This is a genomic window from Marinobacter sp. JSM 1782161, from assembly GCF_011421605.1.
Lineage (GTDB): Bacteria > Pseudomonadota > Gammaproteobacteria > Pseudomonadales > Oleiphilaceae > Marinobacter_A > Marinobacter_A bohaiensis.
On the sequence record NZ_WSSA01000002.1, the window covers coordinates 2,637,816 to 2,663,549 of the forward strand.

Genomic DNA, 25,734 nt, shown 5'->3' on the forward strand with positions numbered 1-25,734 from the left:
CTTCGGATACGGCCACCGGTCAGCTCAAGCGGGAAGCGAATGCGTGTGCTTGCCGAACAACGCCAGGGATGGCCGTTAGTAGCCGCATCGACAAGATCACCCATTCGCTTCCGATCACCGCCACAGCCCAGTCACGCGGACGGCACGCGCTTCAGCGCGGGCTGCGGCGCGGTGGCCGTCCGGCGGCGACGCTGGAAAAGACTGCGCAGGAACTGCGCGCGGGCCCGGCGGGTGGGGTCCGCCGCGGTGCCCTGGGTGTGGATCAGTTGCTCGAGTTGGTGGGTGCGATTCGGTTTCATGACAAACCTCCCGATGACGACGGTGTTGGATACTGGCTCAACACCATGACAACGCAGTTGCCCTGTCCCGATCCATCGAAAGGTTTTTGACGTCGGCGTTCAGCAAAACTGAACGCCCGCATCTGGCGCCTCAGGCCGGGTCGTTTTCGGGGAGTACGGCGCCCTGCAGCTGCTGCCTCTGGCGGTAGCGCCAGCCCACCACCGCCGCACCGGACAGGTACATCACCAGGGAGTACACGGCCGCCGGAACCGCCATCTGGGCATTCCCGAGAAAGGTGGTGGCCACCAGGATCGCCAGGGTGGAATTCTGGATGCCAATTTCGAGGGTGATGGAGGTGGACTGGTCGGCATTGAGACGGAAAGCCCGGGCCAGACCGAATCCGATCCCCATCATGCCCGCATTGAGCACCAGCGTCGCCAGCCCGGTATCCGCCACCTGGGTGATCATGGTTTCGCCCTGCTGGGCCACGATCACCACGATCAGGAACACCAGGAACAACGCGCCGAACACGTTCACCTTGGGCTCCAGCCAGGCGGCCACGCGCTCGGCCCGGGCACGCACCCCCATACCCAGCATGACCGGCAGCAGAGTGATCAGGAACAGGGCGCCCATCATCGTGCTGACCGGCACCTCCACCTGAGTCCGGGCGTCGGCAAAGGCGACAAACGCCAGGCCGGTAATCAGTGGAATCGTGACCAGTGTGAGCAGGCTGCTGATGGCGGTGAGGCTGACCGACAGCGCCAGGTCGCCCCGCGCCAGATAGGTGACCAGATTGGAGGTGGTGCCGCCGGGACAGGCCGCCAGCAGCACCAAACCGATGGCCAGTGCCGGCGTCGGCAGCAGCCAGGCGGCCACGGCAAACCCCATCAGTGGTAAAAGCAGCATCTGGCCAACGCTGCCCAGCAGGACGGCACGGGGAAAACGGGCCACGCGGGTAAAATCCGCCACCCGGAGCGACAACCCCATGCCGAACATGATGACAAACAGACTCAGGGGAAGAATCACCTGCGAGAACACGGAACTGGTCATGATCGGAACACCTGAATGATTGTTGTTATTCGTCCACCGCAGCGGCGATTATGGACAGCCTACCAGCCGGCCAGACGGCTAAACTGTCAACGCGTTGACGTTTGTCCACGAAACAGTCGCGTCACAAAAGGCGTGCTAAGCTGGCTGACACATCATGGGTTCCGAGCCATTCATGAAGCATCTCTTCCTGATACGCCACGGCAAGTCCAGCTGGTCCGATGCCGCGCTAGAGGACTGGGAACGCCCCCTGAACAAGCGCGGCCAGCGCCAGCTCGGCCTTATGGCCGGCGCCCTGCGACGGATCGGCGCGTTCAACGGCGTCATCTACGCCAGCAACGCCATGCGGGCCCGGCAAACCATCGAAGGCATGATCGCCAGCCTCAACGACGACCGCCTGCCGCCGCGGGTTCACTTCAAGTCCCGACTCTACACCTTCAGCGCCGACACCCTGTGGAAATGGCTGCTCAAGCGCGACGAAGACCGCGTGACCCTTGTGGGCCACAACCCCGCCCTGGAAGAGCTGGCCAACCGCCTGTTGCGCAAGCCGGTGGATGCCCTGCCCACTGGCAGCGGCGTGCACATCCTGCTGCCGATCCAGCACTGGTCCGAGCTGGAGCCCGACACGGGCGCCCTGGGCGAACACCTGAAACCGGGCTGGGTGAGCTATCACGAGTTCCAGCGCAAGCAGCCCGGCGACCCCGGCAAGAAACAGGGCGGCAGCGCGCTGCGCGGCATGGCGCTGTCGCTACAGCATCTGATGGCACGGTTACAGGCATTGGAACCCGGCACGGCGCTGGGCTTCGACCCCGAATTCCTGCACCAGTACCGGATCAGTATCCGCAAGGTACGCGCGGTGCTGGAAACCCTCTACGCCCTGTCCGGCGACAAGGCCCTCAAACCGTCGGTGAAGCGACTCAAGCGCCACGCCCGGGCCACCAGCGACCTGCGCGACCTGGACGTGTTCATGGACACCCTGGCCGACTGGGAGCGGGATCCCGACTACCGTGACGCCCTGGCCGACACCGGCGCGCTGGCCGCCTTCCGCGAACGCCAGCAGGCGGCCCAGACCGGGTTCGCCGGGCATATCCAGACCCGCGTCTACCTGGACGACATGGAGAGCCTGAGGGAATTCATGCACTCCGCCACCCTGGAAAAGACACTCAAACAACAGAACAAGCACCTTATCCGCGAGGTCCTGGACGCCCGCATCGCCGACCACAACGCGCGGCTGGTGGCGCTGTCGGACCTGTCCGCCGACGAGGACTTCCATCGTCTGCGCAAGAACCTCAAGCGCATCCGCTACCTGGCGGACCTGGACCGCGCCCTGCCGTCGGATTTTCGCAAGGATCTCAAGCAACGCCAGTCGATCCTGGGGGAATTCCAGGACCGCCATGTGCAGGAAACCTTCATGCAGGCCTACCAGCGCGACAGCGACCCGGACGGACGGCTGACGCCGCTGATCCAGCGCCTGACCGGCCAGAAACAGGCCGCCCGCCAGCACATCCTGACCCTGGACCCCATCGATCCACCGGAACCGGTGACCCGCGCCCGCAAGACCCGCCCGGCCCCGGAAGGCGCCTGATCAGCGGTCGAGCAGTTCGATCCAGTGCTGCACCGGCCGGTCGGCGCGGCTGCCCAGGTGCAGCTGGCAGCCGATGTTGGCGGTGACGATGCGGTCGGGCTGGTCCACGGTCAGGGCCTTGAGCTTGTTGCCCAGCAGGCGCTGGCTCATCTCCGGCTGGAGGATGGAGTAAGTCCCCGCTGACCCGCAACACAGGTGCTTGTCGCGGGTTTCCGCCAGATCGATGCCGGCCTTGCGCAACACCTGCTCCACCACCCCATTCTGTTTCATGGCGTGCTGCAGGGTGCAGGGGCAGTGGAACGCCACCCTGCCGGTGTGCTCCCCCGGGCGCAGCAGCGACAGATCCTGCTTGAGCAGATAGGCGCCCAGATCGCAGGTCATGGCGCTGATCTTCGCCGCCTTGTCGGCGTAATCCGGATCGTTGCGCAGCAGGTGGCCGTAGTCCTGCACCATGGCACCGCAGCCGGAAGCGGTCATGACGATGGCCTCGGCGCCGGCCTCCACCTGCGGCCACCAGGCGTCGATGTTACGGCGCATCTGCTCCAGACCCGCTTCGTGGGCGGACAGGTGGTGATTGATGGCGCCACAGCAGCCGGCGTCCGGCGCTTCCTCGAAGGAAATCCCCAGCCGGTCCAGCACGCGCGCCGCCGAGGCGTTGGTGTTGGGCGTGGCGGCCGCCTGCACGCAGCCGGCCAGACCGATCACCACCCGCTCGTGGTGGGCGCTGGGCCAGGCGCGCGGGGTCTGTTTGGGCGGCACCTTGTCCTTCAGCGCGGTCGGCAGCAGGGGGCGGAACAGCTGCCCCAGGGCCAGCAGCGGCGTGATCAGCTCGCGGTTGGGCACAATGCGGCGCAGGGCCCACCGGAGCAGCCGTTCCCGGCGCGGGCGTTCGATCTTCTGATCGATGAAACCGCGGGTGATGTCCACCAGACGCCCGTACTGAACGCCCGACGGACAGGTGGTCTCGCAGCTGCGGCAGGTGAGGCAGCGATCCAGGTGGGTCTGGGTCTTTTCCGTCACCTCGCCGCCTTCCAGGAACTGCTTCATCAGGTAGATGCGACCGCGTGGGCCGTCGCGCTCGTCGTTGAGCTCCTGATAGGTGGGACAGGTGGCGGTACAGAAGCCGCAGTGCACGCAGGCGCGCAGGATGGCTTCGGCCTCCTGGCCTTCTTCGGTGGCACTGAATGCCTGAACAAGATTGGTCTGCATAGGATTACAACCCGCTGTAGAGACGTCCGGGATTGAAAATGCCCTGGGGATCGAAGGCCTGTTTCAGACGCTGCTGCAGGCCACGCAGGGCCTCGGGCTGGCGATGCATCACCTCGCCGCTGCGGTCGCCGCCCCGGAACAGGCTGACCTGGCCGCCGGCGGCGGCCGCCAGAGGCTCCATGTCGGACAGGTTGGCCTCGCCGCGATACCAGCGCTGGGCGCCGCCCCAGTCCAGCAGCCAGGGGCCGTCGAGCGGGGGATTGGGAGCCGTCGGACTGACCGAGAAGCGCCACAGCGGCGCGTCGCCGGCGAAGAAATCCAGCCGCTGGTCGCGCAGGTCGGCCCAGAAACGCTCGGCGTCCTCGATCACCTCGCCGGGCCAGTGATGGGCCGTGGCCTCCACCGCCGACCGGGCGCCGGACAGGCGCAGGTAGAGCTGGCCGTCGAGCCAGCAGGCGCCGGTCAACGGCTTGGGCTCGCCGGCGCGCTGGTTCATGAAGGGAATGGCATCCTCCATTGGCATCGGCTGCACCAGGGTCAGGCTGTGGGCCGGGCGCGGCATGACTTTCAGGCTGATCTCGGTGATCACCCCCAGCGTGCCGAGGGCGCCGGCCTGCAGGCGGGACACGTCGTAGCCCGCCACGTTCTTCATCACCTGGCCGCCAAAGCGCAGGTGCTCCGCGTGGCCGTTGATCAGACGCAGCCCCAGCACCTGGTCGCGTACGGAATAGGTCCAGGGCCGGCCGGGGCCGGACTGGTTGCAGGCCAGGGTGCCGCCGATGGTGGCGCTTTCGGAAAAATGCGGCGGCTCGAAGGACAGGCACTGGTTGTGCTCCGCCAGCGCCGCCTCGATCTGGCGCAGCGGCGTGCCGGCGCGCACCGTGAGCACGAGTTCCACCGGCTGGTAGTCGACGATGCCGCTGTGGCCGGACAGCTCCAGCGAATCACAGGGCACGTCGCTCTGCCGCCCCATGAACGCCTTGCTGCCGCCACCGACGATGGCCAGCTTGCGGTTGTCCTGCAGCGCGGCGCGGACCTGCGCCTGCAGGTGTTCGGTCTGGTCGCTCATCCGGCCTCCGCAGGGGCTTGCTTGGGTTCCAGGGCACGGTATTCCTGGCACTGGCGCAGGGTGGGCACCCCTTTGCCCGGGTTGAGAATGCCCTGCGGGTCAAAGGCCGCCTTGAGGGCATGGAACTGGGTCAGCTCCAGGTCACCGAACTGCACTGCCATCTGGCGGATCTTCTCCACGCCCACGCCGTGCTCGCCGGTGATGCAGCCACCGACCCTGACACACAGCTCCAGGATACGGCTGCCAAAGGCTTCGGTGCGCTCGAACTCGCCGGGGACGTTGGAATCGAACAGGATCAGCGGGTGCATGTTGCCGTCGCCGGCGTGGAACACGTTGGCCACCCGCAGGCCAAATTCCTTTGACATCTTCTGCATTTCCGTCAGCACGTAGGCCAGCTGGCCGCGGGGAATGGTGCCGTCCATGCAGTAATAGTCCGGCGAGATGCGGCCCACCGCCGGGAACGCGGACTTGCGGCCTTTCCACAGCAGCGCCCGCTCCTGCTCGCTCTGGGAGGTGCGCACCGAGGTGGCGCCGAACGAACGGAACAGGTTCTCGGCCTGTTCGATGTGCTCCTGCACTTCCTCCTCGGTGCCGTCCACCTCGCACAGCAGCAGGGCCGCCGCCTCGCGCGGGTAGCCGGCGTGGGCGAAATCCTCGGCGGCGGAGATGGCGTAGCCGTCCATCATTTCCAGGCCTCCGGGAATAATGCCCTGGGCGATCACGCCGCCCACCGCGTCGCCGGCGTTCTGGATCGAGTCGAAACCGGCCATCACCACCTGGGCCTTCTCCGGCTTGGGCAGGAGTTTGACCTTCACCTCGGTGACGATGCCCAACAGCCCCTCGGAGCCGGTCATCAGCGCCAGCAGGTCCATGCCGCAGCTGTCCAGGCCGTCGCTGCCGACGATCACCACCTCGCCGTCCACGGTGACCATTTCCACGCTGAGGATGTTGTGCACGGTCAGCCCGTACTTGAGGCAGTGCACACCGCCGGAGTTCTCGGCCACGTTGCCGCCGATGGTGCAGGCGATCTGGGAGGACGGATCGGGCCCGTAGTAGAGGCCGTACTGGGCGGCCTCCTCGCTGATGGCCAGGTTGCGCACGCCGGGTTGCAGGCGCGCGGTCCGGGCCAGCGGGTCGATCTCGAGGATGCGGTTGAACTTCGCCAGGGACAGCACCACGCCGTCCCTGTGGGGCATAGCGCCGGCGCTCAGACCGGTACCGGCACCGCGGGCCACCACCGGGACGCCGAGCTCGTGACACAGGCGCATGGCCTGCTGTACCTGCTCGACGGTCTCGGGCAGGACCACCAGCAACGGCATCTCGCAGTACATCGACAGGCCGTCGCATTCGTAGGGACGGATGGTTTCGTCATCCTCGATGACGAAATCGGGGTCGATGAACGTCCGGAACCGGCGCGCCAGCTCCGCACGATCGACCGTGGACTCGGTAGCCATCGGGCTCTCTCCCGGCCATGAATGGCCGATCTATTATTGTCGTTGTTCTTAGATTTACAGGGAGAAGCGGCCGAATCAACCCCGCTTTTCGAGGAAATAGTCCAGCCCGGCCTGGGCGCACTCCATGTCCTGCTGCGGGGTGCCGGAACTCAGGCCGATGCCGCCGACCACCTCGCCGTCGACACTGACCGGCAGGCCGCCGCCGACGGAGCTGATGCGCCCGCCCACTTCGGTGTGGATACCGAACGCCAGTTGGCCCGGCTGGTTGGCGGCGTTGTACTCGTGGGTGGCCTTGCGCGCGGCGGCGGCGGTGTAGGCCTTGTCCTGGGCGATGATGACGCTGGAGGTCTTGCCGCCGTCCATGCGTTCGAACGCCACCAGGTTGCCGGATTCGTCGGTGATGGCGATGCACATGGGCACGCCGATCTCCCGGGCCTTGGCGGCGGCGCCTTCGATCAGGATGCGGGCGTCGGCGATGTCCAGGCGTTTGAGTGTCAGCATTGCAGTGTCTCCTTGTTCATTCGATGGAAAGCCGTCCCCGACTATAAACGGGGACGGCCGGATCCATCATGCGACTTTTATCGGAACCGTCTTCATCCCCGCTTACCGTCAGCCATAGACGATGCTCGGCAGCCAGGTGATCACCGCCGGGAACAGGATGCACATGGCCAGCCCCACGCACTGCAGCGCCAGGAACACCAGCGATGAACGGAAGATGGTGCCCATGGAGATTTCCGGCGGGCACACGCCGCGAATGTAGAACAGCGCGTAACCGAACGGCGGGCTGAGGAAAGACATCTGCATGTTCACCAGGTAGAGCACACCGAACCAGAGCACCACGTCCTCGCCGGGCACCGCCGGCAGGCCGAACAGGCCGTCGAAGGTCAGCGACTCGACGATGGGGATGAAGATCGGCACCGCCAGCAGCAGGATGCCCACCCAGTCCAGGAACATGCCCAGCACCACCAGCAGGAACATCAGCAGGAACAGGATGCCGTAGGGCGACAGGCCGGTGCCCAGGATGGCGTTGGTGATGAAGTCCTGGCCACCCTGCAGGATGTAGAAGCCCACGAACACCGAGGCGCCGAACATGATCCACAGCACCATGGCCGATGCCTTGGCGGTGGTGATCGACGCTTCCTTGAGGGTCTGGATGGAGAAGGACTTGTGCATCACCGCCACCACCATGGCCCCGAAGGAGCCGATACCGGCCGCCTCCACCGGCGTGGCGATGCCGCCGAACAGCAGCCCCAACACCAACGCCACCAAGATCAGCGGCGCGATCAGGTCCTTGAGCAGCAGCAGTTTCTGGCCCAGGGAGATGCGTTCCTCTTTCGCCACCGGCGGCCCCAGTTTGGGGTTGATGGCGGTGCGGATCAGCACGTAGGCGATGTACATGCCCGACAGCATCAGCCCCGGCACTACTGAGCCCAGGTACAGCTCGCCCACCGACTGCTGGGCCACCACCGCGTAGAGAATCGCCAGGATCGACGGCGGGATCAGGATGCCCAGGGTGCCGCCGGCCATGATCGACCCCAGGGCGATCTGGTGATCGTAGCCGCGCTTGAGCATCGCCGGCAGGGCGATGATGCCCATGGTGACCACCGCCGCGCCGATCACGCCCACCATGGCCGCGAGGATGGTGGAGGCGAGGATAGTGGCCGAGGCCAGACCGCCGCTGAGGCCGCCCATCCACTTGTAGACCACGTTGAACATCTCCTCGATCAGCCCGGCCCGCTCCAGCATTGCCGCCATGAAGATGAACAGCGGGATCGCCGCCAGGTCGGAGTTGGTCATCATCGGGAAGATGCGGCTGGGCACGATGTTGAGCATCAGCGCATCGCCCACCAGGTAGATGAACACCACCCCCAGGCCGCCGGTCACAAACGCCAGCGGCAGCCCCATCATCAGCGCCACCAGCAGGGAGCCGAACATGAGGAAGGTCAGCGTGCTGATTTCCACGCCGTAGAGGCTGCCCGCCAGGCGGAACAGGAAATACTCGTCGCCGTAGGGGTCGTAGAACAGGATGTTGATCAGCTCGACGGCGATGATAAAGGCCAGGGACACGGTCGCAATGATCATCAGCCAGGTACCGAACTGGCCGATCATGCGGTTCGCGGCGCTGGCCGCCGGATTGTACTTGCCGGTGTCGGTGCTCATCAGGCGCCCTCCTTACCCAGACGGACAAACAGGGCAATGTCCTTGATCAGCTTGGACAGGCCCGCCAGGAAGATAAGCACCGCGCCCACCAGCATCATGAACTTCACCGGGTAATACTGGATGCCCCAGGTTTCCACGGTGGTTTCCTTCATCGAGAGAGAGTTCTGGAAGAAGGTCCAGGAGGTGATGGCCAGGATCAGCGCGAAGATGAAGAAGAACATGGATGTGAAGATGTCCATGCCCACCTGGCCGCGCTCGGGCAGCAGGTTGTAGAGCACGTCCACCCGCACGTGGGCGCCGTGCAGCATGGCGAAGGCGCCGGCCAGCAGATATTGCATCCCCAGCAGCAGGAAGCTGGCCTCGTGCACCCAGATGGTGGGCATGTTGAACACATACCGCATCACCACTTCGAAGAAATAGAAGCACACCGCGTTCACCGTCCAGAAGGCCACGAACACGCCGGAGTGCTCGCTGATCCAGTCGATGGTGCGGGTAAACCAATTGACGCCGGCATCCGGGTGGCGCGTGTAGACGGTATCTTCCGCGTCCTGCCCCTCGCCGGGTGTGGCCGTCTCATCGCGAGGCTCGGCCGGTTTGCGTTTCTGGTACCAGCGGTCGAGTGCCATCATCAGCAACGGCATGACCGCCAGCCAGCCCCAATAAAGCCAGTGCGGCAGTACGAATCCAAAGCCTTCCAGATCGGACATGGTTTCCCCCGGGACACGCCCGAGCCCCCGGCGTTTCAGCCGCCGGGGGCTCGATGGGGCAGGCCTGAACCAGCCCGCCCGCCTGTTGTTGTTTTATCGACCTCGCAGGCACCGCCGGTCGATACGGCGGCGCTGTTCGCGGGTGTTACTCCATGCCTTCGATATCTTCCGGGCTCACGTACCCCACCGTCTCATTCATCATGTATTCGAGCTGCATATCGAAGATGGCCCGGGCGTCCTCGTCCTTGTTGGCCCACTTGTACCAGATGGGAATGGCGGCCTGGCGGAAGCGCTGCAGGTCGTCCGTGCTCAGGCGCGAGACGGTGTCCCCGGCTTCCTTGAACTTCTCCATGGCCTCCACATTGCGCTTCTGGATGGTCAGGTAGTGTTTCTGGGAGTAGATGCGCACTTCGTCCTCGACCAGTTGCTGCAACTCTGGAGAGAGGTTGTTCCAGGCGCGCAGGTTGACGGTCAGGTCCATCAGGTCCACCGGCTGGTAGATGGACATCACCCCCGGCGGTCCGAACAGGATGTAGTCGGTCACCTGGGAGAAGCCCAGTTCCCAGTTCACCGCCGGGCCCACGTAGTCGGCCGCGTCGATGGTGCCCTTCTCCAGGGCCGGGAAGATGTCGGAACCGGGCAGGCTGACGGTGGACACGCCGAACTGCTGGAACACTTCGGCCACCATGCCGCCGGGCACGCGGATCTTCATGCCCTTGAGGTCGTCCAGGCTGCTGACCGGCTCCTTGGAGTGGATGATGTTGGCGTCATGCTGGATGGGCCCCACGTAGAACAGGCCGTATTTGCGGTAGATCTCCCGGGTTTTCTCAAGCATGCCCAGGGAATAGAACATGGTGTCCCACTGGTGCGGCTGATCCGGGCCGGCCGGGTAGGAGGACAGGAACACCGTCGCCGGGATCTTGCCGGACCAGTACAGGGTGAACGGGTTCATGCCCTGCAGCACGCCGTTGCGCACCGCTTCGAACAGGGCGTTGTTGTCCGCCGCCACCGCCTTGGCTGGGAAGCACTTGAAGACCAGCTCACCGCCGCTCTTCTTCTCCATGCTGTCGCACCAATCCTCGAACAGCGAATAGCCCACGGTGCCGGCATCCCAGACGGACTGGATCTTCCAGGTGGTGGCCGCCGAGGCGGACGAAGTCGCGAACAGGGAGGCTGTCGCCAGCGCCAGGGCGCTCAGGAAACCACGGCGAAAAGCCACGGTCTTTCGGATGATTCCGCTTGCACGTGTCGTCATTTGCGTTGTCCCCAATCTTTGTTGTTGTCAGCGTTCGGGGCCTTGTCGGAGGCTCCTCCGGGCACAGGCAATCCGGGCCCGGGAGGGTCCGGCTGTTTCTGGAAAGATGCTTTTTCTGATTGTTGCTGTACCAAACTAGAGCATCGTCACAGATCGCGGTTTCGTCCAGAAATTGAGCAATAAACCCAGGCTATCACCACAATTAGCCAGCCATGAACGTGTAACCAATTGAGGGAAAAGCAGTTATCCCGTGCTGTCACAAAACTGCCATTTGGCTGCTATAACGTAGGGAGCGACTTGAGACCGTGCAGTGCCGCGGAGGTTGTCGGCGACTGCCGGAACAACAAACCAGGTTCAACGACCAGGGATAAAAAACCATGAAAAAGTTGCTCGCCCTTACCTGTGCTGCGCTGCTGTGCCCGGCGCTCTCCCACGCTGAATTCAAACTCGACAGCCGCTACACCGACGCCGACGGCGACCTGGTGGCGGACATTCCCAGCGACCCGTCCCAGCAGGTGGACCCGTCCACGCTGATCTTCGCCTACACCCCGGTGGAAGACCCGGCGGTCTACAAGGACGCCTGGTCGGACTTCCTCGACTACCTGTCCGAGAAGACCGGCAAGAAGGTCCAGTTCTTCCCGGTACAGTCCAACGCCGCCCAGATCGAAGCCATGCGTGCCGGGCGTCTGCACATCGCCGGCTTCAACACCGGCTCCAACCCGCTGGCCGTGGCCTGCGCCGGTTTCCGCCCGTTCACCATGATGGCGTCCGAGGACGGCTCCTTCGGCTATGAGATGGAGATCATCACTTACCCGGGCTCGGGCATCGAGGAAGTGGAGGACATCAAGGGCAAGGAGCTGGCGTTCACCTCCCAGACCTCCAACTCCGGCTTCAAGGCGCCGTCCGCCATCCTCAAGGCCGACTACAACATGATCGCCGGCGAGGATTTCGAACCGGTGTTCTCCGGCAAGCACGACAACTCCATCCTGGGCGTGGCCAACAAGGACTATCCGGCCGCCGCCATCGCCAACTCGGTACTGGATCGCATGCTGCGCCGTGACGTGGTGAGCGAGGACCAGATCAAGACGGTCTACACCTCCCAGACCTTCCCCACCACCGGCTACGGCATGGCCTACAACCTCAAGCCGGAGCTGCAGGAGCAGATCAAGGACGCGTTCGCGACCTTCGACTGGGAAGGCACCTCCCTGCAGGAGGAGTTCTCCAAGTCTGGCGAGGCGCAGTTCATCCCCATCACCTTCAAGAAGGAATGGGAAGTGATCCGCAAGATCGACGCCGCCAACGGCGTCCAGTACAACTGCCAATAAGGACCGGATAGCCCGTGCTGGAACTCAAGGCCGTATCCAAGACGTACAAGACCGGCGACCAGGCGCTGACCGACGTCAGCTTCACCATTCCCGCCGGTCAGGTGGTGGGGCTGATCGGCCCTTCCGGTGCGGGCAAATCCACCCTGATCCGCTGCATCAACCGGCTGGTGGAGCCCACCGCCGGTCAGGTGCTGCTCGGCGGCACCGACCTGACCCGCCTCAACGGGCGTGCGCTGCGCCAGGCGCGCCGGCGCATCGGCATGATCTTCCAGGAGTACGCCCTGGTGGAGCGGCTGACGGTGATGGAGAACGTGCTCTCCGGCCGTCTCGGCTACGTCTCCGCCTGGCGCTCCTTCCTGCGCCGCTACGCCCAGGCGGACATCGACCAGGCCTTCGCCCTGCTGGAGCGGGTGGGTCTGGGCGACCATTTCAACAAGCGCGCGGACGCCCTGTCCGGCGGCCAGCGCCAGCGGGTGGGCATCGCCCGCGCCCTGGAACAGAATCCCGAGCTGCTGCTGGTGGACGAACCCACCGCGTCGCTCGATCCCAAGACCTCACGCCAGATCATGCGCCTGATCCAGAGCATGTGCCGCGAGCGCAACCTGCCGGCGATCATCAACATCCACGACGTGATGCTGGCGCAGCAGTTCGCCGACCGCATCATCGGCCTGCGCAACGGCCAGGTGGTGTTCGACGGACCGCCGGATGATCTGGGCAACGAGGTGCTGACCACCATCTATGGCGACGAGGACTGGAACCAGCTGCGCGGGGACGGCGAGCACGCCGAATCCGACGCCGGCAACCTGTCCGTGGCGGAGGGCCTGTGACCGCGTCGTCCACCCCCGAATCCAACGCGCCGCGCCCCTGGAAACGCCCACCGGCGCTGTTCACCCACACCGGCTGGCGCCGCACGATCTACATCGGCGCGCTGGTCTACCTGGTCCTGGCGGTGCAGTCCATTGAGGTGGACTGGATGCGCGTCTACGAAGGCCTCGAACGGGGCTGGCGCTTCGTGCAGGGCTTCCTGGTGCCGGACTTCACCAGCCGCTGGGACGACATCCAGGCCGGACTGATCGAGAGCCTGACCATGACGGTGACCTCCACCGTGGCCGGCATCCTGATTTCGGTGCCGATCGGCATCGGCGCCGCCCGCAACCTCACACCCATGCCGGTGTACCTGCTGTGCCGGGCGATCATCACCGTGTCGCGCTCGTTCCAGGAGATCATCATCGCCATCCTGCTGGTGGCCATGTTCGGCTTTGGCCCGTTTGCCGGCTTCCTGACCCTGGCGTTCGCCACCATCGGCTTCCTCTCCAAGCTGCTGGCCGAGGACATCGAAGCCTGCAACGCGGTGCAGATCGAAGCGGTGCGGGCCACCGGCGCGGGCTGGTGGCAGGTGGTGAACTACGCCGTGCAGCCCCAGGTGATGCCGCGTCTGATCGGCCTGTCCCTGTATCGGCTGGACATCAACTTCCGCGAATCGGCGGTGATCGGCATCGTCGGCGCCGGCGGCATCGGCGCAACGCTCAACACCGCCATCGACCGCTACGAATACGACTCCGCCGGCGCCATCCTGATCATCATCATCGCCATCGTGCTGCTGGTGGAATACAGCTCCTCCCATGTAAGGCGGTGGGTGCAATGACGACCGGGACCCACGAATCGCAATGGCAATACCGCACCCCGAAGCAGCGCCTACTGCGCTGGGTGGGCTGGTTCTGGCTGGTGGCGCTGACCGTGTTCTGCTGGCAGGTGATGACCCGGGACACCATCTGGGCCTTCGTCACCGACGCCCCGCGCCAGGCGGCCGACATCGGCGGGCGCATGGTGCCGCCGGCCTGGGGCTACATCAACACCCTGTGGGAGCCGCTCTGGGACACCCTGAACATCGCCACCCTGGGCACGCTGCTGGGCGTCATCATCGCGGTGCCGGTGGCCTTCCTGGCGGCCCGTAACACCACGCCCAGCGTGTACCTGGTGCGGCCCGTCGCGCTGCTGATCATCGTCGCCTCGCGCTCGATCAACTCGCTGATCTGGGCGCTGCTGCTGGTGGCCATCATCGGCCCGGGACTGCTGGCGGGAATCATCGCCATCGGCCTGCGCTCGATCGGCTTTGTCGCCAAGCTGCTGTATGAGGCCATCGAGGAAATCGACGAGAAACAGGTGGAGGCGGTGCGCGCCACCGGCGGTTCCAGGCTGCAGATCATCGATTACGGCATCGTGCCGCAGGTGCTGCCCACCTTCTGGGGCATCAGCGTGTTCCGCTGGGACATCAACATCCGCGAATCCACCATCCTGGGGCTGGTCGGCGCCGGTGGTTTGGGTCTACAGTTACAGGCATCGCTTAACGTACTGGCCTGGCCCCAGGTGACCATGATCTTCATCGTCATCCTGGCCACGGTGGTACTCTCGGAATGGGTTTCGGCCCGGGTGAGACAGGCAGTCCTGTAGTCATGACAACATCGGAATCGTTATCGGCGGTGCACGACCTGATGCCGCCGACCCCCCGCTGGGCCTTTTCGGAATACGAACGCATTCGCCATCGCCTGCCGCGCCGTTCGCCACTTGCCACCACGCGCCCACCGTCGGTCTACCACTCGCTGGATGGTCTGACGGCGCTGTTCGACGCCTTCGTGTTCGACGCCTTCGGTGTCCTCAACACCGGCGACCGGCCGCTGCCCAACGCGGTGTTCCGTTTCGCCGAACTGCAGAAGGCGGGCAAACGCTGCCTGATTCTGTCCAACGCCGCCACCGCCAGCACCCGCGACCTGGTCGCCAAGTACCGCCGCTTTGGCTTCGCCATCGAACCGGAGCAATTGATCTGCAGCCGCTGGCTGCTCGAACAGGCCCTCGCCGAGAACCCGCGCCAGGGCTTGTGGGGCGTGATTGCCCCGCCCCATGCGCGCCCGGAAACCCTGCCGGTCAACGCCCTCGCCATTCACGGCAACGCCGACCGCAGCCTGCGCGAACGCATGGACCGCTGCGACGGTTTCCTGTTCCTGAGCACCCAGGACTGGACCCGATCCCACCAGTCCATACTGGAAGCCAGCCTGTCCAGCTACCCGCGCCCGCTGGAAGTGGCGAACCCGGATCTGGTGGCCCCGCGCGGCGACCGCCTGACCCTGGAACCCGGTTTCTTCGCCCATCAACTGGTGGACCGAACCGGTATCACGCCGGTGTTCTATGGCAAGCCCTATACGCCCGCTTTCGAGGCGGCGATGGCCCGTCTTGGCAACCCCGATCCGGATCGGGTCCTGATGGTCGGCGACACCCTGCATACCGACATCCTGGGCGGGCAAAGCGCCGGCATGAGCACCCTGCTGGTGACCGAACACGGCGCCCTGAAGGGCCTCGACGCGGGCCGCTGTATGGAGCGTTCAGGCATATTCCCGACGTATCAGGCGCCGGCGATCTGAAGCCGGCCCCTGTCAGCCGAGGCCTGCTACCAGCCCTCCAAACCCCGCCATGGACTTCGGCAGCAAGGGGCCGCCCAGGGTCCGCAGCTCGTCCGGAAAGTCCTCCCCGCCCACCGGTTCACTGCGGCGTGACAGCGCCTGCCGGGCGAACCCGGCGACGGCGGGATCGCGTTCCAGGCCGATGAAATCCTGCACCCATTCCAGCGTCTCGCAGGGTCGTGACATGAGTTCGCCGTAGCTGATCTCCATGAAATCCTCCGGCGGCAGGGTCGCCAGGAAATCCACCACCGCTTCGGTGCTCATGCGCCACTCCAGCAACCCGCGCTGGAAGTCGCTCAGGCAGTGTGGCGCCAGCGATGCGTAGTCCGGATGGCTCCCGGCGAAATGCGCCAGGCGCTGCCACTTGTAGCCGTCCGCGCCGAACCAGGGCTTTTCGGCCTTGAAGCGTTCGATGGAGCGGGCCACTTCCAGGCCGTTGCGGTAGATGTGGATGAAGCGGGCATCCGGGAAAGCGGCGCGGATGAACGGCAGCCGGAAATTGTTGATGGGCAGTTTTTCCACCAGTATCGGCCGCCGCCGGCGCAGGGTCTCGAAGCGGAACAGGCGGGCCAGCTTGCGGCTCCGGACCGGGTCGGCGTGCTGTTCGTCCAGGCAGAGCCGGCCACCGCGCCGGACCGCCTTGCGGCTCCAGATATCCGTTTCGGGAAACGCCGAGAACCAGAGATCACGCCGTTCGTTCAGATAGGTGACCGCATCGTGCCGGGACAGCGCGGTTCCGAAAATCGTGGTGCCGGAACGACCGCAGCCGACGATAAACACCGGGCGTTTTACGCCGGGCAGGGGCAAGCGGCAAAACAGGGACCGGGCGAGCGAACGAGGTTTAAGGCGAGACCTCAGGCGGGGCATACGGCAACTCCATAGACAGCAATCGCGAGCAGTATATGGAGGCCGCTTCCATAGCCACAACCTAATTAACCTAACTTTACGATAGTAAAGAGTATGTATTCTACAGCTTGCCTTCCCTGGCCGGGCACCGCTCCGTAGCGGGCCAATTGTGCGGTTTCAACGGGCGCCTTAATCCCCACCTGTGGCCGTCACCCCGGCCCCGGTAAACGCGCTCTCGATCACGTCCCGGTAGTTGCGGATGCGCGTGACGTAGTGCACCGGCTCATAGCCCCGGGCGTAGCCGTAGCGCAACTGGGCGTAGTATTCCTCTTCCGCCAGCAGCGGCAGCACGTCTTTCATGTCCGACCAGGAATCCGGGTTCTTGCCCAGCTTCCGGGCCAGGGTGCGGGCGTCCAGCAGGTGGCCGCGGCCGACGTTGTAGCTGGCCAGCGCCAGGAAGGTACGGTCCGGCTCGGGGATGGTCTCGGGCAGGCGCTCGTGGCGGTCGGCCAGGTAGCGGGCGCCGCCGTCCACGCTCTGCACCGGGTCCAGCCGGTTTTCCACACCCCAGGCCTTGGCGGTGTTCAGGGTCAGCATCATCAACCCGCGCACACCGGTGGGGCTGCGCGCCTGCGGGTCCCAATGGGACTCCTGGTAGGACTGGGCCGCCAGCAGGTCGGCAGGCAGGCCGGTGCTTTCTTCCGCCTGCAGGAACAGCGGTTTGTATTTGGGCAACCGGTCGTCGATGCGCCGGTTCAGGGCGCGCAAATCGACGAAGTCAAATTCGCTGATGTAGGCGTAGTAGCGGTAGTCGACGCTGTTGGCCGCCAGCGCACCGCTGTCGCTGTCGAACCAGGCGCGGGTGGTCTGGGCCAGCGCCTCATACTCCTTGGGCAGGTACCACCCCAGCGACTGTGACGGCGTCAGATCCATGGCGATGTCCAGGTGTGGCATGTAGCGCCGGTTCACCTGCACGATGTTGGAGTCGGCGACCGTACAGTCGAGCTTGCCCTGCTCCACCTGGCCCAGCAGGCGTTCGGTGCTCATGCGGTCGTCTTCCTCGAACAGGATCTCCGGGTTCTCGGCCTGCAGCGCCGCGAGCGTTTCCACGTAACTGGAGCCGGCCGTAACGCGGATGTTAAAGGTGGCCATTTCCGCCGCCGTATCCGGCAACGGGCGCAGGGCCCGGTTGCACACGAGTTGCTCGGTGATGGCGCGATACTGGCCACCGCGCAGGAACGCGGCGTCCCGCGAGGCCAGATGGGTCAGGCCGGCGGCGGCCAGATGCACATCACCGGCCCGCAAACGTTGGAGCACCTCGGCCGTGGACGGCACCACAACCCATTCCACCGCCCAGCCCTGCTGCCGGGCGAACGCCTGCACCAGGTCGTGTTCGGGACCGGCGGGCTCCTCCAGACGGTCCAGGTAATAGGTGGTGGAACCGTTGCGGGTGACCACCCGCAACACACCGCTTTCGCCGGGCGGCTGCAGGCGATCTTGCTCTTCACGCGGCGTTTCGGCCGGTGGCGAGTCCGTCCCGCCGGCGGTCGCGGCCTGATCCTTCGAAGTGTCATCCCGTGTGTCGCACGCGGCCAGCGTGAGCGATAAGCACAGCGTGGCCAGGCAGGGAACCGTCGATCTCATAATGGGATCTCCCCGTTGTTCTGTTTTTTCCTGCTTCCTGCTTCCTGTTTTCTGTTTTCCTGATTGCTTTCTTTTTTCCAGCCGATTACGTCAGCGGATGCCCGACGGATGCCCGCTAACCACCGCCCGCCTGTCGACGGGCGTAGAAATCCGCCTTCTGTGCCTGCCCCGTCGCGCGCAGGTAGGACACCAGAGCCGCCAGCACGTCGCGGTCGCCGGGATCGTCGTTGTGGGTCATTTCCAACACCTCGATGGCCCGGCGCACATCGCCACTGGACTGCAGCGCGACGGCATACACATAACGATAGCGGGTGCTGGCCGAAGGCGCCTCCGCCGCCTGACGCAAGTGGGGCAACGCGGCGCCAAGCTGCTTCTGGCGCACCAGCAGTAGCCCCAGGGCGTGATGAATCGGCGCCGGATCGCGCACGCGGCTCAATCCCTGTTCCAGCACCTCGCGCCCCGCCTCATCACGGCCCTGGCTGCGCAGGAAATCCGACAGGTTGACGTAGGCCGGGGTGTATTCCGGCGCCAGGTCGATGGCGTCGCGGTAGCTGGCCTCCGATGCTTCGGCGTCTCCCTGCCGGCCCCGGATGTCCCCCAGGTTGGTCAACGACTCCGGCCGGTCGGCGTTGTTGCGCTGGGATTCGATGTATTCGCCGAGCGCCGCGTCATAGCGCTGCCGCAGATCCGGCGGATTGGCGGGAATGCTTGAGGGCGACAGGCTGCTGGCCGTCAGGCTGCGAATGACCCGGTGGCCATCGTACAGGCCGGGCAGGCCAAACATGGGACGGTACTGCTGGGGAAGGCCATCCAGCGACTCGGCGGCACCCAAAGCGATCAACGGATCGTCGGAGCGGCTGGCCTGCTGCAGCACCGGCGCCGATTGCTGGGACAGGTAGCGCGGCAGCAGCGACACCGCCGTGGCCCGGGCGATGGCCGGCTGGGTGGTATCGAGGATCAGGTCGGACAACCGCTGTTCCGCCTGCGGTCCACCGTAGCGCCCGGCGTACAGCGCCCGGGCGAAATGCCCCTGCGGCGGTTCGCCGTGGCGCTTCTCCAGGGCCTCGGCGGCCCACTGGGCATCGCGGTCGTCGTGGCACTGGGTACAGGCGTTGGGCACGCCCAGCTCGACGCTCAGGTCCGGACGCGGGATGCGGAAGCTGTGATCGCGCCGGTCGTCGACGCCCATGTAGGTTTTCTCGGGCATGTGGCAATTCACGCACTGGGCGCCTGGGCTGCCCTGGGGGTGGCCGTGATGGGTTTCCGCGTCGTACTTGGAGACCTGGTGGCACTGGCCGCAGACGGCGTTGCCCTCGGCTTTCAGCGCCAGGCTGTGGGGGTTGTGGCAATCCGAACAGGTCACGCCCGCCTGATGCATCTTGCTCTGCACGAAGGAGCCGTAGACGTAGACTTCCCCGTCGATCTGGCCGTCGGCGTGGTACAGGCCATCTTCCAGCAGGGACGGCATGAAATGGTTGAACAGGCCGTCGTCCGGGCGCGCGCCGTGGAACTGGGTGGCGCGGCGGGAATGGCACTGGGCGCAGACTTCCAGCTCCGGCTGGGCTTCGGGGCCGCTCTGCCAGGGGTGCGGATTGCCGGTTTTCGGGTCGATGGCCCAGACCCGGGTTTCCGCCCGGGACAGGGAGAGCTGGAAACCGCTGTGAGGCAGATCCCAGTTGTCCGCCTGCATCGCCTCCACGTGGGGCTGACCGGGCCCGTGGCAGCTTTCGCAGGCGACATCGATCTCGCTCCAGGTGGTGGCGTAGGTGTGCGATTCGCGGTCGTAGTTTTTCTGCAGGTTGGTGGAGTGGCAGTCGGCGCACATGAAGTTCCAGTTCTGGTCGCGCCCGGTCCAGTGCAGCGGATCGCCAGCCCGGATTGGCTCGTCCGGAAACAGGTGGTACCAGCGCTGCCCGCCGTCGCTTTCGGGGCGGGCATCCCAGACGATACTGAGTGCCTGCAGGCGGCCGCCGGGCATCTCAATCAGGTACTGCTGCAGCGGTTCCACGCCGAAGGTGTAGGCGATGCGAAAGTCCGCCAGTTCGCCGTCCGGGCCGTCGGTACGGACGAAAAAATCGTCGCCGCGACGAAAAAAGCGGGATTCCGTGCCGTAGTAGTCAAAGCGGGCATTGTCGAAATCGCCGAGCACGGTGTCCGGCGTGGCCGGCTCCATCGCCAGATCGTGGTGGGAATCCCGCCAGTCGGCGGTCGCTGTCTGGTGGCAGCCGGCGCAGGTTTCGGTACCAACGTAGCCGGCCGCATCCGGCAGGGATACACCCCGTTCCATCGCCATAACGACACCCACGTGGCACAACAAAACCAGACACATCCATCGTCTGCTCAAGACATCAACCTCTGCTCAGGGAGTGGTACCCGGTGGGCGAACACTGAACGGCACCCCGCTCGTCGACCCGGCGGTAATTCCCTTGCTGGCCAAGCCGTTATACATTTCGAGACGCCTGAGATAAGCCTAGAAGGAAACCGGGAGATTGCCACTGGTCGGGCTGGATTCCGCGCGGCATGCATCCGGAAGCCGTTTGCGACGTATGCATTGGAAACCTATCGTTTAGACAACACACAACATCGAAAACCAAGGATTCACGATGCGGTTACCCGGACGTTTGCTGGCTCTTGTTGCGCTTACCCTGCTTTGTTCCCTGTCCTACGGCCAATCCACCACGCCCCTCAAAGTGGGTATCACCGAAGTCCCCCCGTTTGTCATCCAGGACGACGACGGCACGTGGTCCGGGATCAGCATCGAGCTGTGGCAGCAGATCGCCGACGACTTGGGACGGGACTTCGAGTACGAGCCCCTGCCCTTTCGCGAATTGCTTGAGCAGGTGGAAAGCGGCGAGATCGACGTCGCCGTGGGCGCGCTGACCATGACCGCCGACCGGGAAAACCGCTTCGATTTCAGCCACCCGTTCTATCAGACCGGCCTGTCCATCGCGATTCCGCCGGTGCCGGAAACCAGCCTGTTCAGCACGTTCAGGGCGCTGGTGAGCTGGCAGTTCCTGAGCGTCATCGTGGGCCTCGCGGCACTCCTGCTGGCCGTGGGCTTTGCGCTGTGGCTGGTGGAGCGGCGGCGTAATCCGGAGCAGTTCGGCGGCACACCGGCCCAGGGCATCGGCTCCAGCTTCTGGTGGGCGGCGGTGACCATGACCACCGTGGGCTATGGCGACAAGGCGCCGGTGTCCCTGGCCGGGCGCCTGATCGCGCTGGTGTGGATGTTCGCCGGGTTGATCATGGTGGCCAGCTTTACCGCGGCGATCACCTCGTCGCTGACCGTCAGCAACCTGCAGAACCAGATCCAGGGTCCCTCCGATCTGCCCGGAAACCACATCGCTACCGTCGCCGGCACCGCCAGCGAGGAGTACCTCAAAGAACAGCGCGTGCGCCACTCGCTGTACCCCGACCTGACCAGCGCCCTGCGCTCCACCGCCAGCGGCGACACCGACGCCATCGTCTACGACCAGGCCCTGCTGCAATACCGCAACCAGCAGGAAGGCCGGCCGCTGACGGTGCTGCCGGGCGTGTTCGAACAGCAGCTCTACGCCCTGGCCCTGCCCGAGGGCAGCCCGCTGCGCGAGTCCGTATCGGCGGAAGTGTTGGCGGTCACCGAATCCCCCGGCTGGCAGGCGACCATCGATCGCTACCTGGGACGGCGGGACTGATCTGGCGTAGGATAGGGGCGGACACTCGCAAGAAGCCTGATTATGCCCTTCCGCCTCAACGGCAACGTCACCTACGAGACCGGGGATGCCCTGGGTCCCATCCGCGTTCTGGATTACCGCAAGCACCGGGTGCTGACTTTCGACTCGGTGTTCGAACAGAGCAAGATCGCCCGCCGGAAACCCTGGCTGCCGGTGCACGAATACAACCGCGCCATGCTGCTGCCGCTGGCGTTCACGGAGCCGGCGCGGGCCACGGTGCTGGGTGTCGGCGGCGGCGTGATGATCGGCGCCCTGCACCGGCTGCTGCCGGACTGTGACATCCACGGCGTGGAGCTGCGCCAGGCGGTGGTGGACGTGGCGCGGGAATATTTCCACATGCCGGACGACCCGCGCGTGCGCATCAGCGTCTCCGACGTGCGTCCGGCCCTGCGCGACATGCCCGACACCAGCACCGACCTGATCCTCACCGACCTCTACAGCGCCGACCGCATGAGCCCGGTGCAGGCCCACCGTCGCTTCATCGACCAGTGCAGCCGGGTGCTCAGCGACACCGGCTGGCTGGCCATGAACTTCCACCTGGCCCCGGCCCGGGACGGCACCCTCGTCCGCCATCTGGCGCGGCTGTTTCCCGAAGTCATGCTCTACCGCACCCGGACCAACAACTACGTGATCTACGCCAGCAAGCAGCCGGTCGCGATCCCCCCATCCAGTGACCCCACCCTGGCCGCGCTGGAAAAGCGTCTGCCCATCGGCTGGAGCGGACTGGTGGAGAAGTTGATGCCGCAGTATCGGGCGATGGCTGAGGCGGAGGAAACGACCGCCTGATCCACGATTCTACCTGGGAAAAAGAAACACGATGTTGACCCGCGCGCCCCAGCCTTCGGGGCCGCTGTCCGGGCTTTCGGCGTAATAGCGTGGCCCGGCCTGGACCTGCATCGTCTGCGATCCGACCTTAAACACCTGCGCGGCGAACAGCCCGACGGGGATCGTCCAGTCGTTGGTTTTCCAGTTGTAGGTGGAGTCGGCGGTCAGGGTAACGCTTAGCGCGGTGGGTGTGGTGTAGGTGAAAAACGGCTGGACGAACGTCTGGCTCACGTCCTCGCGGTCGTCGTCCCCGGCCACGGACCAGATGTGATTCGCCAGGCCGCCGGTGGTCCAGGGGCCGGACTGCTTGAGCGCCACGGCCGTCGGGCCGAGGCCCCATTTATCCGAGCCCAGCAGGTCGTCCGTTCCGGTCGGCAACAGGAACACCGGCCCGGCACCCCAGATCCAGCCGTTGGCGGTGGGTTCCACCGGCGACAGGAAAAGGCTCTGGACCGTGTCCCCCAGCCCGGACTGGCTGCCCGCCCCGGGGAAAATATCGCTCTGATCGATGATCGGCAGGATGGTCCGGCTGATCAGGTTCCAGTCGTCATTCAGCGAAAAGGGCACCACCGGCTGGACGTTGACCGTCAGGCGTTCGCCGTCGTCTTCCGGGCCGATGTTCCAGTCGAAATTGGACTGGATCGGCACCGAAATCAGACTGGCGACGGGATTGGCCAACTGCTTGGCCAGGTCGGACGCGTCCTGCGCCCAGGCTGCCGGGCTGGACAGACTGGCCCCCAGCGCCACCGCCAGACCTACCGCAAAGTTACCGGTTCGCGCCGATAGACGCCTTATTTCCATCATTATGATTCTCCCTGACTGGCCAACACATTCCGGGCGCCGGCCGCACTATGCGTGCCGGCGCCGCAAACCATTACATAGCGGCCTGTTTAGGCGTCACAATCGGCCACCAGGGGTCGAACTCAACCAGCGTCGACCGGAATTCGTCGAACTGGCTGGAATTCCCATCGATCGTGGCATCGCCCGCCTCGATCAGATCCTGCAGGGACGACTGCCCCATGATGACTTTGTTGAAGTTCTCGCGGGTGACCGAAATCGACAGATCTGCCTCATCCTGCGGTTCGGCGTAGTAGTTCAGAACCGCGTTCTCCAGCACCAGGCCATAGCGCTTGTCCAGATCCGGCAGTTCAATATTCATGACGATGGTTTTCCCCGCCGCCTTCTCGCCATCCACATGCACCGCCAGGAAGTCGAAGAACATTTCCATGGGCATGCTTTTCACGATATCCGGCGAACTGGTGTTGGGCATCGGCAATACCTTGACGCCCTGACGCAGTTCCTTGGCCCCGGACAGGTAGAAGTTACGCCACGGCCCACTCTCGGCCTGGTAGCCCATTTGCGTGAAGGCGGCCGCCATCAGATCCTTGGCTTCCTGGTTATCCGGCTGGGCCATGACCAGTTTGTCCAGCACCTGGGCGACCCAACGGTAGTTGCCTTCGTCGTAGTCCTTTTGAGCTTTTTCCAGGATGGCGTCGGCCCCGCCCATGTACTCCACGAACTTGTCGCCGGCTTCCACCGGGGGCAACGGATGCAGGCGCGCCGGGTTGCCGTCGAACCAGCCCAGGTAGAAGTTCCAGGTGGCCTTCACGTTGTGGTTAAGGCTGCCGTAGTAGCCATGGCTGGGCCAGTACTGGTCGAGCTCGTCCGGCAGCTCGATCATCTCCGCCGCCTCGATCATGTTGTAGCCCTGGTTGGCCAGACGCAGGGTCTGGTCGTTGATGTACTTGTACAGGTCTCGCTGCTTCTTGAGGTGGTTGACGATGTTTTCGTTGCCCCACATGGGCCAGTGGTGCGGCGCGTAGAGCACCTCCACCTCATCGCCCCAGCGTTCCAGGGAGGCGTGCAGGTAACCGGACCACGCCTTGGCGTTGCGCACCTTGGCCCCGCGCAGGGTGTAGAGGTTATGCATGGTGTGGGTGGCGTTCTCCGCAGTGGTGAGCGCTTTCAGCTCGGGCGCGTAGAAATGCATCTCCGCCGGCGCCTCACTGCCCGGCGCCATCAGGAACTCGAACTCGACGCCATCCAGGGTCATTTTCTGTCCGGTTTCCGTGATGAGATCGGTGGGCTCAATCAATGTGGCGGTGCCCGTCGAGGTGGAGAGCCCCAGCCCTGTCCCCAGACTGCCTTGCGGCCCTTTTTCAATCAGGTTGCCGTACATGAAACCGGCGCGGCGAGTCATGTGGTTACCCGCGAAAACGTTCTCGCTGACCGCTTCCTCGACAAAACCTTCCGGCGCCACGACCTTGGCCTTGCCAGCCTCGACGTCGGCTTCATCCAGCACGCCGCGAACGCCGCCGAAATGGTCGATGTGACTGTGGGTGTAGATCACCGCCGTGACCGGCTTGTCCCCGCGATGCTCGCGGTAGAGTTCGAGAGCCACCTTGGCGGTTTCCGCAGAGATACAGGGATCAATCACGATGATCCCCGAATCGCCCTCGATGAACGTGATACCGGAGAGATCGGCCCCGCGCACCTGATAGATGCGATCGGTGACTTCATACAGCCCGGGCTGGGCCAGCAACTGGAGCTGACGCCAGAGGCTGGGGTTGACCGTGTCGGGCGCGTCCTTGTCCCTGGCGAACATGAACTGGCTGGCGTCCCAGATGGTATCGCCCTTCTCATTCTTGATGACGCCGTTGTCGGGTAACGGAGCGATGAAGCCCCGGCTGGAATCATCGAAATCCTGCCGGTCGCTGAACGGCAGTTCTTCCAGGAGTTTCTGGTTGGCGGATCGCGTCGCGTCCGTGGCGGCGTCCTGAGCCGGGGCAGTGCCCGCACCGAATGCGAGCAAGCCGGCGGCGAGGCCGGAAAGCAGCCGATGGCGTTGGAACAGGTGTTGCATATTCATGTCTGGATGACTCCCTTTCGAGCTTGAGACTCAAGGGAAGACGAAAACCGATACCACGTGCCTTCCACTTGGCTGGGATCGGCGCCAACGGGTGCGGCGCATCGACCATCACAGGAGGGCGTCACACACGCCCGACCGCAATTCGAGATAACCTGTTGTTCGGGTACGGCAGGACGGCACGCGATATCGATCTGGTTCAGGCAGGATGCGGAGTGACTCTATGGCCTCGACACACTTGAGGCATCCGACAGCTATGACCAGCAACTCCATCTGCAATGGCGCAGGGCAAAGA

22 protein-coding genes are annotated in these 25,734 nt (G+C 64.8%); 8 read left to right on the forward strand and 14 right to left on the reverse strand.

Features of this window, described 5'->3' with window-relative positions; translation table 11 throughout:
* Positions 1-131: 131 nt before the first annotated feature.
* Both GQB00_RS11755 and GQB00_RS11760 read right to left on the reverse strand, forming a co-directional pair.
* Positions 132-299 carry a hypothetical protein gene (locus GQB00_RS11755; protein ID WP_165856346.1) on the reverse strand — a complete coding sequence of 56 codons (168 nt, stop codon included), beginning with the start codon at positions 297-299 and terminating at the stop codon, positions 132-134.
* Positions 300-429: 130 nt separating this feature from the next.
* Positions 430-1,329 carry a bile acid:sodium symporter family protein gene (locus GQB00_RS11760; RefSeq protein ID WP_111493496.1) on the reverse strand — a complete coding sequence of 300 codons (900 nt, stop codon included), beginning with the start codon at positions 1,327-1,329 and terminating at the stop codon, positions 430-432.
* 172 nt (positions 1,330-1,501) lie between these two features.
* Here GQB00_RS11760 and GQB00_RS11765 point away from each other — a divergent pair, with 172 nt between their 5' ends.
* Complete coding sequence (locus GQB00_RS11765; RefSeq protein ID WP_165856347.1) at positions 1,502-2,911, forward strand: CHAD domain-containing protein; 1,410 nt, start codon at positions 1,502-1,504, stop codon at positions 2,909-2,911.
* On the opposite strand, the gene glcF is transcribed toward GQB00_RS11765, so the two are convergent.
* The 7 genes from glcF to dctP all read right to left on the reverse strand — a co-directional run bounded on the left by glcF (position 2,912) and on the right by dctP (position 10,765).
* Positions 2,912-4,120, reverse strand: a complete 1,209-nt coding sequence (glcF, locus tag GQB00_RS11770) for a glycolate oxidase subunit GlcF (RefSeq protein WP_165856348.1) — start codon at positions 4,118-4,120, stop codon at positions 2,912-2,914.
* 4 nt (positions 4,121-4,124) lie between these two features.
* Entirely contained in the window at positions 4,125-5,189 is a 1,065-nt protein-coding gene (gene glcE, locus GQB00_RS11775) for a glycolate oxidase subunit GlcE (RefSeq protein WP_165856349.1), read from the reverse strand.
* A complete protein-coding gene (locus GQB00_RS11780; protein WP_165856350.1) occupies positions 5,186-6,643 on the reverse strand; it encodes an FAD-linked oxidase C-terminal domain-containing protein in 1,458 nt (485 codons plus the stop codon). Before GQB00_RS11780 ends, glcE begins: the two co-directional genes overlap by 4 nt.
* Before the next feature lie 75 nt (positions 6,644-6,718).
* On the reverse strand, positions 6,719-7,144 hold the full coding sequence (locus GQB00_RS11785; RefSeq protein ID WP_111493486.1) for a GlcG/HbpS family heme-binding protein: 426 nt from the start codon (positions 7,142-7,144) through the stop codon (positions 6,719-6,721).
* 108 nt (positions 7,145-7,252) lie between these two features.
* Positions 7,253-8,803: a TRAP transporter large permease gene (locus GQB00_RS11790; protein ID WP_165856351.1), complete on the reverse strand. Its 1,551-nt coding sequence runs from the start codon at positions 8,801-8,803 to the stop codon at positions 7,253-7,255.
* Positions 8,803-9,510, reverse strand: a complete 708-nt coding sequence (locus GQB00_RS11795) for a TRAP transporter small permease subunit (RefSeq protein ID WP_111493482.1) — start codon at positions 9,508-9,510, stop codon at positions 8,803-8,805. The genes GQB00_RS11790 and GQB00_RS11795 overlap by 1 nt, the downstream gene beginning before the upstream one ends.
* Before the next feature lie 145 nt (positions 9,511-9,655).
* Complete coding sequence (dctP, locus tag GQB00_RS11800; RefSeq protein ID WP_165856352.1) at positions 9,656-10,765, reverse strand: TRAP transporter substrate-binding protein DctP; 1,110 nt, start codon at positions 10,763-10,765, stop codon at positions 9,656-9,658.
* A gap of 377 nt (positions 10,766-11,142) precedes the next feature.
* On the opposite strand from dctP, the gene phnD reads away from it, so the two are divergent.
* The 5 genes from phnD to GQB00_RS11825 are packed head-to-tail and all read left to right on the forward strand — an operon-like array spanning position 11,143 to position 15,506.
* On the forward strand, positions 11,143-12,090 hold the full coding sequence (gene phnD / locus GQB00_RS11805; RefSeq protein WP_111493478.1) for a phosphate/phosphite/phosphonate ABC transporter substrate-binding protein: 948 nt from the start codon (positions 11,143-11,145) through the stop codon (positions 12,088-12,090).
* A 14-nt stretch (positions 12,091-12,104) separates the two neighbouring features.
* Positions 12,105-12,917 carry a phosphonate ABC transporter ATP-binding protein gene (gene phnC, locus GQB00_RS11810; RefSeq protein WP_111493476.1) on the forward strand — a complete coding sequence of 271 codons (813 nt, stop codon included), beginning with the start codon at positions 12,105-12,107 and terminating at the stop codon, positions 12,915-12,917.
* Positions 12,914-13,735 carry a phosphonate ABC transporter, permease protein PhnE gene (gene phnE, locus GQB00_RS11815; protein ID WP_111493474.1) on the forward strand — a complete coding sequence of 274 codons (822 nt, stop codon included), beginning with the start codon at positions 12,914-12,916 and terminating at the stop codon, positions 13,733-13,735. Before phnC ends, phnE (GQB00_RS11815) begins: the two co-directional genes overlap by 4 nt.
* The gene (phnE, locus tag GQB00_RS11820; protein ID WP_165856353.1) at positions 13,732-14,541 is read left to right on the forward strand and encodes a phosphonate ABC transporter, permease protein PhnE; all 810 of its coding nucleotides are present in this window, start codon (positions 13,732-13,734) and stop codon (positions 14,539-14,541) included. Before phnE (GQB00_RS11815) ends, phnE (GQB00_RS11820) begins: the two co-directional genes overlap by 4 nt.
* A gap of 2 nt (positions 14,542-14,543) precedes the next feature.
* Entirely contained in the window at positions 14,544-15,506 is a 963-nt protein-coding gene (locus GQB00_RS11825) for an HAD-IIA family hydrolase (RefSeq protein WP_165856354.1), read from the forward strand.
* Between the two features lie 12 nt (positions 15,507-15,518).
* Here the strand turns inward: GQB00_RS11825 and GQB00_RS11830 are convergent, their stop codons facing one another.
* From GQB00_RS11830 to GQB00_RS11840, 3 genes are all read right to left on the reverse strand, one after another.
* Positions 15,519-16,412 (reverse strand): sulfotransferase family protein, encoded by an 894-nt coding sequence (locus tag GQB00_RS11830; RefSeq protein WP_165856355.1) that lies wholly within the window; start codon positions 16,410-16,412, stop codon positions 15,519-15,521.
* A 168-nt stretch (positions 16,413-16,580) separates the two neighbouring features.
* Positions 16,581-18,035, reverse strand: coding sequence for a membrane-bound lytic murein transglycosylase MltF (mltF, locus tag GQB00_RS11835; protein ID WP_165856356.1), 1,455 nt, complete (start codon positions 18,033-18,035; stop codon positions 16,581-16,583).
* A 115-nt stretch (positions 18,036-18,150) separates the two neighbouring features.
* On the reverse strand, positions 18,151-20,328 hold the full coding sequence (locus GQB00_RS11840) for a cytochrome c3 family protein (protein WP_228276702.1): 2,178 nt from the start codon (positions 20,326-20,328) through the stop codon (positions 18,151-18,153).
* 310 nt (positions 20,329-20,638) lie between these two features.
* Between GQB00_RS11840 and GQB00_RS11845 the strand changes: the two genes are divergently transcribed.
* Positions 20,639-21,709, forward strand: coding sequence for a transporter substrate-binding domain-containing protein (locus tag GQB00_RS11845; protein WP_165856358.1), 1,071 nt, complete (start codon positions 20,639-20,641; stop codon positions 21,707-21,709).
* Between the two features lie 42 nt (positions 21,710-21,751).
* Positions 21,752-22,534, forward strand: coding sequence for a spermidine synthase (locus tag GQB00_RS11850; protein WP_165856359.1), 783 nt, complete (start codon positions 21,752-21,754; stop codon positions 22,532-22,534).
* Between the two features lie 9 nt (positions 22,535-22,543).
* Here GQB00_RS11850 and GQB00_RS11855 read toward each other — a convergent pair whose 3' ends face one another.
* Together GQB00_RS11855 and GQB00_RS11860 are read right to left on the reverse strand one after the other, a co-directional pair.
* The gene (locus tag GQB00_RS11855) at positions 22,544-23,377 is read right to left on the reverse strand and encodes a transporter (protein WP_228160479.1); all 834 of its coding nucleotides are present in this window, start codon (positions 23,375-23,377) and stop codon (positions 22,544-22,546) included.
* 70 nt (positions 23,378-23,447) lie between these two features.
* Positions 23,448-25,442 carry an alkyl/aryl-sulfatase gene (locus GQB00_RS11860; protein WP_111493458.1) on the reverse strand — a complete coding sequence of 665 codons (1,995 nt, stop codon included), beginning with the start codon at positions 25,440-25,442 and terminating at the stop codon, positions 23,448-23,450.
* Positions 25,443-25,734 lie beyond the last annotated feature (292 nt).

Excerpts from the sequence above, each read along its gene's own strand:
- GQB00_RS11845 (WP_165856358.1), top strand. The coding sequence starts at position 20,639 with ATGCGGTTACCCGGACGTTTGCTGGCTCTTGTTGCGCTTACCCTGCTT.
- GQB00_RS11840 (WP_228276702.1), bottom strand. The coding sequence starts at position 20,328 with ATGGCGATGGAACGGGGTGTATCCCTGCCGGATGCGGCCGGCTACGTT.
- GQB00_RS11850 (WP_165856359.1), top strand. The coding sequence starts at position 21,752 with ATGCCCTTCCGCCTCAACGGCAACGTCACCTACGAGACCGGGGATGCC.
- phnE (WP_165856353.1), top strand. The coding sequence starts at position 13,732 with ATGACGACCGGGACCCACGAATCGCAATGGCAATACCGCACCCCGAAG.
- glcE (WP_165856349.1), bottom strand. The coding sequence starts at position 5,189 with ATGAGCGACCAGACCGAACACCTGCAGGCGCAGGTCCGCGCCGCGCTG.
- GQB00_RS11825 (WP_165856354.1), top strand. The coding sequence starts at position 14,544 with ATGACAACATCGGAATCGTTATCGGCGGTGCACGACCTGATGCCGCCG.
- mltF (WP_165856356.1), bottom strand. The coding sequence starts at position 18,035 with ATGAGATCGACGGTTCCCTGCCTGGCCACGCTGTGCTTATCGCTCACG.
- GQB00_RS11780 (WP_165856350.1), bottom strand. The coding sequence starts at position 6,643 with ATGGCTACCGAGTCCACGGTCGATCGTGCGGAGCTGGCGCGCCGGTTC.
- GQB00_RS11765 (WP_165856347.1), top strand. The coding sequence starts at position 1,502 with ATGAAGCATCTCTTCCTGATACGCCACGGCAAGTCCAGCTGGTCCGAT.
- GQB00_RS11830 (WP_165856355.1), bottom strand. The coding sequence starts at position 16,412 with ATGCCCCGCCTGAGGTCTCGCCTTAAACCTCGTTCGCTCGCCCGGTCC.
- dctP (WP_165856352.1), bottom strand. The coding sequence starts at position 10,765 with ATGACGACACGTGCAAGCGGAATCATCCGAAAGACCGTGGCTTTTCGC.
- GQB00_RS11795 (WP_111493482.1), bottom strand. The coding sequence starts at position 9,510 with ATGTCCGATCTGGAAGGCTTTGGATTCGTACTGCCGCACTGGCTTTAT.
- GQB00_RS11760 (WP_111493496.1), bottom strand. The coding sequence starts at position 1,329 with ATGACCAGTTCCGTGTTCTCGCAGGTGATTCTTCCCCTGAGTCTGTTT.
- GQB00_RS11790 (WP_165856351.1), bottom strand. The coding sequence starts at position 8,803 with ATGAGCACCGACACCGGCAAGTACAATCCGGCGGCCAGCGCCGCGAAC.
- GQB00_RS11855 (WP_228160479.1), bottom strand. The coding sequence starts at position 23,377 with ATGATGGAAATAAGGCGTCTATCGGCGCGAACCGGTAACTTTGCGGTA.
- phnD (WP_111493478.1), top strand. The coding sequence starts at position 11,143 with ATGAAAAAGTTGCTCGCCCTTACCTGTGCTGCGCTGCTGTGCCCGGCG.
- GQB00_RS11785 (WP_111493486.1), bottom strand. The coding sequence starts at position 7,144 with ATGCTGACACTCAAACGCCTGGACATCGCCGACGCCCGCATCCTGATC.
- glcF (WP_165856348.1), bottom strand. The coding sequence starts at position 4,120 with ATGCAGACCAATCTTGTTCAGGCATTCAGTGCCACCGAAGAAGGCCAG.
- GQB00_RS11860 (WP_111493458.1), bottom strand. The coding sequence starts at position 25,442 with ATGAATATGCAACACCTGTTCCAACGCCATCGGCTGCTTTCCGGCCTC.
- GQB00_RS11755 (WP_165856346.1), bottom strand. The coding sequence starts at position 299 with ATGAAACCGAATCGCACCCACCAACTCGAGCAACTGATCCACACCCAG.